At 51.4% G+C, this 6,699-nt stretch carries 8 protein-coding genes; all 8 read right to left on the bottom strand.

Annotated elements, in window-relative coordinates; genetic code table 11:
• Window positions 1–1,034 (bottom strand): type VI secretion system Vgr family protein (locus AC1MDE_RS03510; protein ID WP_480344273.1); only part of this gene is annotated, 1,034 nt, incomplete at its 3' end.
• A gap of 109 nt (window positions 1,035–1,143) precedes the next feature.
• Complete coding sequence (locus AC1MDE_RS03505) at window positions 1,144–1,539, bottom strand: putative T6SS immunity periplasmic lipoprotein (protein WP_479415041.1); 396 nt, start codon at window positions 1,537–1,539, stop codon at window positions 1,144–1,146.
• A 100-nt stretch (window positions 1,540–1,639) separates the two neighbouring features.
• A complete protein-coding gene (locus AC1MDE_RS03500) occupies window positions 1,640–2,083 on the bottom strand; it encodes a putative T6SS immunity periplasmic lipoprotein (RefSeq protein WP_479415040.1) in 444 nt (147 codons plus the stop codon).
• Between the two features lie 104 nt (window positions 2,084–2,187).
• Entirely contained in the window at window positions 2,188–2,520 is a 333-nt protein-coding gene (locus tag AC1MDE_RS03495) for a hypothetical protein (RefSeq protein ID WP_479415039.1), read from the bottom strand.
• 98 nt (window positions 2,521–2,618) lie between these two features.
• Window positions 2,619–2,870: a hypothetical protein gene (locus AC1MDE_RS03490; RefSeq protein WP_479415038.1), complete on the bottom strand. Its 252-nt coding sequence runs from the start codon at window positions 2,868–2,870 to the stop codon at window positions 2,619–2,621.
• A 77-nt stretch (window positions 2,871–2,947) separates the two neighbouring features.
• A complete protein-coding gene (locus tag AC1MDE_RS03485; protein ID WP_153012371.1) occupies window positions 2,948–3,352 on the bottom strand; it encodes a putative T6SS immunity periplasmic lipoprotein in 405 nt (134 codons plus the stop codon).
• Window positions 3,353–3,387: 35 nt separating this feature from the next.
• Window positions 3,388–3,945, bottom strand: a complete 558-nt coding sequence (locus tag AC1MDE_RS03480) for a type IV secretion protein Rhs (protein ID WP_479415037.1) — start codon at window positions 3,943–3,945, stop codon at window positions 3,388–3,390.
• On the bottom strand, window positions 3,932–6,571 hold the full coding sequence (gene tssH / locus AC1MDE_RS03475) for a type VI secretion system ATPase TssH (protein ID WP_480344270.1): 2,640 nt from the start codon (window positions 6,569–6,571) through the stop codon (window positions 3,932–3,934). Before tssH ends, AC1MDE_RS03480 begins: the two co-directional genes overlap by 14 nt.
• Window positions 6,572–6,699: the final 128 nt, after the last annotated feature.

Genomic DNA, 6,699 nt, shown 5'->3' with positions numbered 1-6,699 from the left:
GCAGGCAGCGTGGGTATGCCTGTTTCGGTAACAGATAAAACATGTCCGGGGCTGATAAAAGCATCGTTGCAAATACCGGATATCAGCGTCTGCCGGGCAAGAAAACGTTCATGATCGAGACGGGCATAAAAGTTTGCGGTCTCGGTCTCCGGAGCAAACTTATCGCCGCTGTAAGGATGGCGGGGACGATAGTGATAAACCTCCCCGTAAGAGATATTCTCACCATCACCCCGTGTCATATCGGCCTTCACCGACCGCAGCACGCGCTGTGCCTCACGGTGGTTGTAATCCTTTGCTGTCACACCCGCTTCAACCACATTATGGGTCAGATTCAGGTTCCAGACGGATTCATGAGCATTGTCTTCAAGACCCGAGGGACTGTTCAGCGGCAGCGACTTCTGATCGGAATAAGCGCTCTGCGCGTCACCAAAACGGATGACCTCAGTCTGAGTGTCTGGCTGAAGTGCGAAGTAATAGAAAATGCCGATTTCGGACAACAGACGCTGTACAAACTTCAGGTCACTTTCCTGATACTGGTTAATCTGCTCCCTTTTGGGGTAGCCATGCTTCAGGCTGAATTCATATTCCCACCCCTGAAAACCATGCTCATCCAGGATCTGACTGACAACTTCCGGCACCGATTTATTCACAAAGAAGCGATGTGAGCGGTATTGCTTATCCAGAAGCGCAAAGCGGGGTTCAATAATAATGAGATAACTAACCTGGTCTGCGGAACCCGTCAGACGGCGGAAGTCAGTGATATAACCGTGAACAATTTTCTGCGAATCGGGTTCCAGCAGAGAGCCGGTTCTCATGGTCAGCGTTACCGCTTTGCGCAGCATCTTCTCTGGCGAGATGTCTTTATCGGGGCTGGTGAAAAGCACGTCATATTGGTAATTCGCGCTCAGCGTTTCCGTACCGTTCAGACTCTCAACATCAATAACAGCATTGCAGGCGGGAATGTGAAGAGAGTAGCGATTCTGGGTAGACGATAAAACCGATGCTGCGCTAAGTAACATTTCACTTGAGGTCATTGTCATTCGCTCCGTGATGACGGATGGTTCAATCCCTTTCAGGAATGCGGGTTAGATAAGAATTCAGTGTATTGAGTTGAAACGGTCAGGCATTTAATAAAATTAAACGCTAATATCCGCAGCCTATGTAATAGGTGATTTCGTTTCGCTGAAGGGGAACGCTGATAACGCCCGTGTTGTAAACTTTAAAAGCCACGGAAAAGTTCCTGATCGGTTTACGCTTGGTCTGAGTTGTCAGACCAAACTGAGCAACATAAACAATTTCTGAACTGTTGATAATGTCCTCCGTCAGGCAGAGAAGCAGACTGTTATCGGTTCTATATTCTGCTATTCCTGGCTGCTTAACAGAGTTCCGATTTTCTCTTTCAAAGAGGTAAAAATATGAAAATGAATAATTATCAGGTTTTAATACAGTGAAGCATATGCGGCCATCAACTTTGCTGACCAACGTTTTCTGAGAAGGTGTAAATTTATCGCCAATACAACCTGACAATACAAACACCATGAGTAAAGAGCACTTTTTTAATATCAAGGTCGCACCTGAAAAAATCACTTTTTTATTTATGCGTTAAATTTATTTGACAGGAAGAAGTATTTAAAATCAATCAAATTCTTCGACCAAGATAATGCACAACCTCATCCTGTTGCAATGGAATATTCACAAAATCTCCATCTTTAAATTCCATCGCAGTGGAGAAAAGCCTTAGATTCTGTCGATTTCCACTCTGATTCAAAACAAACCTGACAATATACTTCCCCTTAGTTAAATCCATGGAAGTAAAATCGTTTAAGCATACATACTCATTATTGACCACCTCCACAGCATCCCTCCCCACAAACTCTCTATTTTCGCTTTGCCCCCGTTTAAAAATGGTTACATTTCCCACTGTAACATCATCGACGCGCCTGACTTTAAAACACACTTTATTTCCTTTACTTTCAACCTTAGCCACTTCAGAAAACGTGACCTTTTCTCCAATACAACCAGTTATGATAAATGCAACAATCATAGGCAACCAATTTACTCTTGGGATAAAATCATCCTTCAATATGGAAAACCTCAGAGAACACATCTATACCTTTCATCGAGAACAGGCTGGGTACGTTCGTTTGCTAACGATATTTAAAAGTCCGTTTTTCCGTCAACATAATCTCACTCAGAGATGAAGCTTGGTAAATAATCTTCTCTTTTTAATGGAAAATTATAGACCCGACTATTCTTCAACCTTATGGCTGCTACTTTTCTAAAGGATGGAAGTGTTTCCAGCCTGGACAATAGACCATAATGAATAATATATTCTTTTTTTTCTGATGCAGGCAACCAGGATAATGGCATGCAACGTTTATCACTTACTGCTATTAACTCGCTGCCATCGATTTTTTTCCTAAGCCCTGAGCCATCTTTATTTTTTATTGAAATCACACTGAAATAATACGCTTTGTTCTGGGGTATATTTATACATAGCATATCATCAATAACGCTCATATCGGCATCGCGTTCAAACTCGACAGGATCTTCTCACAGAGTACACCCGACTATAGCGAAGCATGTGAATATGACAATGAAATATAATTTCATAGATTTCACCATGGAAAACCTCTTAATGCTTTCATATAAGCTAAACAGGCTTCAGGCTCACTCAACGCTCTAACAGATTTGACATGGTCATACAACCTTAACTCATTCCATCGGCCAAATACCCACTCAGTAAGAATATAGTTATCAGCAATTATTTGAGCCTGTTGCTCCATTGAGTATTCACTCAATAGTCGGCCGTCAAGATCATAAGCATAAGTAGCCATAAAACTGAGCATACCGCGATAGATAACGCTCATAGGCTGATTACACATAAGACGAAGAAACGTCCTCTGTATGAAATTAGTGCGGGTCAGTCCGTTGATAAACGGAACCGCTAATATCCCCGCCCCATGTAATAACTGATTTCGTTTTGCAGCAGCGGAACACTGATAAATCCCGTTTTTTCAGCTTTAAAAGCCACAGAAAACTTCCGAATCGGTTTACGTTTGGTCTGTGTCGTCAGACCAAACTGCGCAACATAAACAATTTCTGAATCGCTTACTGTGTCCTCAGCCAAGCAAAGAAGCAGGCTGTTATCGGTTTTGTATTCTGCTATTTCTGGGTGCTTAACAGAGTTCCGATTTCCTCTTTCAAAGAGGTCAAAATATGAAAGTGAATAATCATCAGGTTTTAATACAGTGAAGCAGATGCGGTCAGCATCTATGCTGAGAGGAGCATTATCTGAAAGCGTGAACCTGTCTCCTGGACATCCTGACAGGAGAAATACGATTACTGACAAAGCCAACCTGCAACTTATTATCCTCTGAGATACATTCACCAAGGGAATCCTCTCAACGCATGTTTATATTTCTGCGAAATAATAGACTCATCCAGGTTGCCGTCCAGCGTGACATAACTACGACGCCGGTACTCCATAAATGTATTATACCCCTCACTCGCCAGTAGAAAATTATCTGCAATAATTTGTGCCTGTTGCTCCATCGGATACTCACTCAGTAGCCGTCCATCCAGTTCATAGCGATAGCTCGCCAGCCAGCTTATGAGCCCCCTGCATATCACGCACATTCCCTTTTGGCGCTGCCATACATGGCTGAGCTCGTGTATAAAAGTATGTCTGTCGGCAAGGTCACTCTGAGCCAGGTCAGCAAAATCGCTCCGGTAAAGTGGCGGACGGTAAAATATTTCTCCCTTAGGCGTCATAGCAACAGCTTCATTTTGCAAACCAAACGGGAGATAGCTGTCTTTATGGATCCATACCTTGTGATAATCAATTTTGTCCCGGAAAACCGTACTGGCAAGCACGATTTCTCCTTTACTCATCAGCCGCAGGCTACCTTCTTTGGCTGCCGCATCTCTTTCAGTTTTGTTCATGAATGAGATTCTCAAATGTCATCAGCACACCGTCCTCTTCGTTCCAGTCCAGGCTGAGAGTGCCAGGCAACTGCCCGCCGGCCTGATATTGCAAAAGCTGCTGACTAAGCACCGGTAGAATCTGCTGGTTGAGCAGGCTATCGACGTTGCGCGCGCCAGTGTCTGGCAGCAGGCAGGCGGCGGTCAGGGCGTCGTACAGCGCCGCTGAAATTTCTGTTGCCAGGCCGTAGTGACGCTGTAGTCGTTGGCTGACCTGGCCAAGCTTCATTTCGACGATGGTGCGCATCGCCTCAGCAGCCAGTGGGCGGTAAATCACCGTCTGGAAGCGCGCCAGGAGTGCGGGCTGGAAATGATCGCGGATAACCGGGCGCAGCAGTTCCTGCAGGTCAGCGTCACTGGCGTCCGGCTGTTCGTCCAGTTTCTGCATCAACGCGTCGCTGCCGAGGTTAGAGGTCATCAGGATAACGGTGTTGCGGAAGTCAATCTCCCGCCCCTCGCCGTCGCGCATAAAGCCCCGATCGAACACCTGATAGAACAGGTTAATCACGTCGCGGTGCGCCTTCTCCACCTCGTCAAGCAGTACCACGCTGTACGGGCGTTTACGCACAGCTTCGGTCAGCACACCACCCTGCCCGTAGCCCACGTAACCCGGCGGCGAGCCTTTCAGCTGGCTTACGGTGTGCGCCTCCTGATACTCGGAGAGGTTGATAGTAATCAGCGATTTCTCGCCGCCGTACAGAGTGTCGGCCAGCGCCAGCGCGGTTTCCGTTTTACCCGTACCGCTGGTGCCCACCAGCAGGAACACACCTTGTGGCCCGTTCTCGGCAGTCAGGCCGGTTTTCGACGCGCGCAGGCGCTGTGCAATGGCGTTCAACGCCATCGGCTGGCCGACCACGCGCGCTTCCAGCGCCTTTTCCAGCTTCAGCAGCTCCGTCTGCTCGTCCTTCATTAAGGAAGAGAGCGGCACGCCGGTCCAGTCGGCAATCACCCCCGCCACCGTGCGTGCGTCCACGTCCAGCGTCATCAGCGGCTCCTCCTGCTGCAGCGCATGAAGAGCGGACTGAAGTTCAAAGCGGCGCACCTGCTGAGAAGCATCCTGCCGGCTGAGAAGCAGCGTCTCCGTCAGCTCACGCTCGGCCACCCAGCTCAGCTCCAGCTGTTCGAGACGTTCATCCGCGGTGGCCAGTTCTATCAGAATGTCATGCATGCGCGCCTCCTGAACGCTGCCGCCCAGTGCTTGATCATCCAGGATAGCGCGCTTCTCAATATTCAGGGCATCCGTGCGGGCACGCAGTTGCGTGATAGCTTCCGGCACCGTGTCCTGGCTCATGCGAACGCGCGCGCTCGCGGTGTCGAGCAGGTCCACCGCCTTGTCCGGCAGCTGGCGTCCGGTCAGGTAGCGACGGGACAGCGTGACGGCGGCGCGCACGGCTTCGTCGGTGATGTGCACACCGTGGTGCTGCGCGTAACGAGACTTCAGGCCACGCAGCATCAGGCAGGCGGTCTCGTCGTCCGGCTCATCAACTTTTACCATCTGGAAACGGCGCTCAAGTGCGGCATCCTTCTCGAAGTACTGCTTGTACTCGCTCCAGGTCGTGGCGGCGATGGTGCGCAGTTCACCGCGCGCCAGTGCGGGCTTCAGCAGGTTAGCTGCATCCGCGCCGCCTGCCTGATTGCCCGCGCCGATGATGGTGTGCGCCTCGTCGATGAACAGCAGCACCGGCTGCTCAGCCTGCTGCACCTCACTAATGATGTTCTTCAGGCGCTGCTCAAACTCACCCTTCACGCCCGCGCCCGCCTGCAACATGCCAAGATCCAGGGTGCGCACGCTGACCGTGCTCAGGCTGGCCGGCACGTTACCTTCCGCAATGCGCAGCGCCAGCCCCTCGACCAGCGCAGTTTTGCCCACGCCTGGTTCGCCCACCAGAATCGGGTTGTTCTTGCGGCGACGCGAGAGGATGTCCACCATCTGGCGGATTTCATTATCGCGCCCATACACCGGGTCAATCTTCCCGTCCCGCGCGTCAGCGGTAACGTCGCGGGTGAAGCGGGACAGCGCTTCTGAGCCGGCAGTAGGCGCAGCGACCGACAACACAGGTGACACACCCTCCTCTGCGTTTAGGCTCCGCAGAGGTTCGTTCGGCTGCAGCGCGTCGGGTCGTTCGTCCGACTGCGCGTCCAGCAGCGGGCGCAGCGCCGTCATCTGGCGCGGGCTCAGCGTGAGGATTGGCCAGAGTGCGTCACAGCGAGTCAGCGAGTGGTTGCCAATGATGGCTGTCAGCAGGTGTACACTTCGGATGCGCTCCTCACCGTCCACCGAGGCCGCCAGCCAGGCCTCCTTCAGCAGGTGGTGCAGGCGAGCCGAAAGATCCGGGCGGCTGCGCACCAGGCGAGGCTGACCGTCGAGAAAGTCCAGCAGCCCCTGCCAGACGCCGTCCATGTCCCACTCATAGCGCCTGGCCATCACCGTGATGTCGCCCTCACCCTGCTCCAGCAGCTTCAGCAGCCAGTGCTCGGGGAATATTTCCGCGTGCGCGCGGGTCTGGCACAGTGAGGCGGCGGCCTCCAGCGCGCGGGCGCAGAAGGGGTTAAGGCGGCGCAGCAACGCTGCAGACTGGTGTTCCATAGGTGTTCTCTCCGTTTCAGGCACGCTACCGCCCCTGGCCGTTAACCGAGGCCCATAAGGTCTGAGGTATCTGTACATCAGTGTGTTTTTCAGGGCTGCACCCGCGCGCAGGCGCACGCCTGAAAAAG

It is taken from the genome of Pantoea folii, assembly GCF_056678875.1.
The sequence above is the reverse complement of the archived record's forward strand: the minus strand, read 5'-3'. Positions and strand labels throughout refer to the sequence as shown.

Bases quoted from the DNA above. Each gene is read 5' to 3' on its own strand.
- tssH (WP_480344270.1), bottom strand. From the start codon at position 6,571: ATGGAACACCAGTCTGCAGCGTTGCTGCGCCGCCTTAACCCCTTCTGC.
- AC1MDE_RS03495 (WP_479415039.1), bottom strand. From the start codon at position 2,520: ATGAGCGTTATTGATGATATGCTATGTATAAATATACCCCAGAACAAA.
- AC1MDE_RS03490 (WP_479415038.1), bottom strand. From the start codon at position 2,870: ATGAGCGTTATCTATCGCGGTATGCTCAGTTTTATGGCTACTTATGCT.
- AC1MDE_RS03480 (WP_479415037.1), bottom strand. From the start codon at position 3,945: ATGAACAAAACTGAAAGAGATGCGGCAGCCAAAGAAGGTAGCCTGCGG.
- AC1MDE_RS03505 (WP_479415041.1), bottom strand. From the start codon at position 1,539: ATGGTGTTTGTATTGTCAGGTTGTATTGGCGATAAATTTACACCTTCT.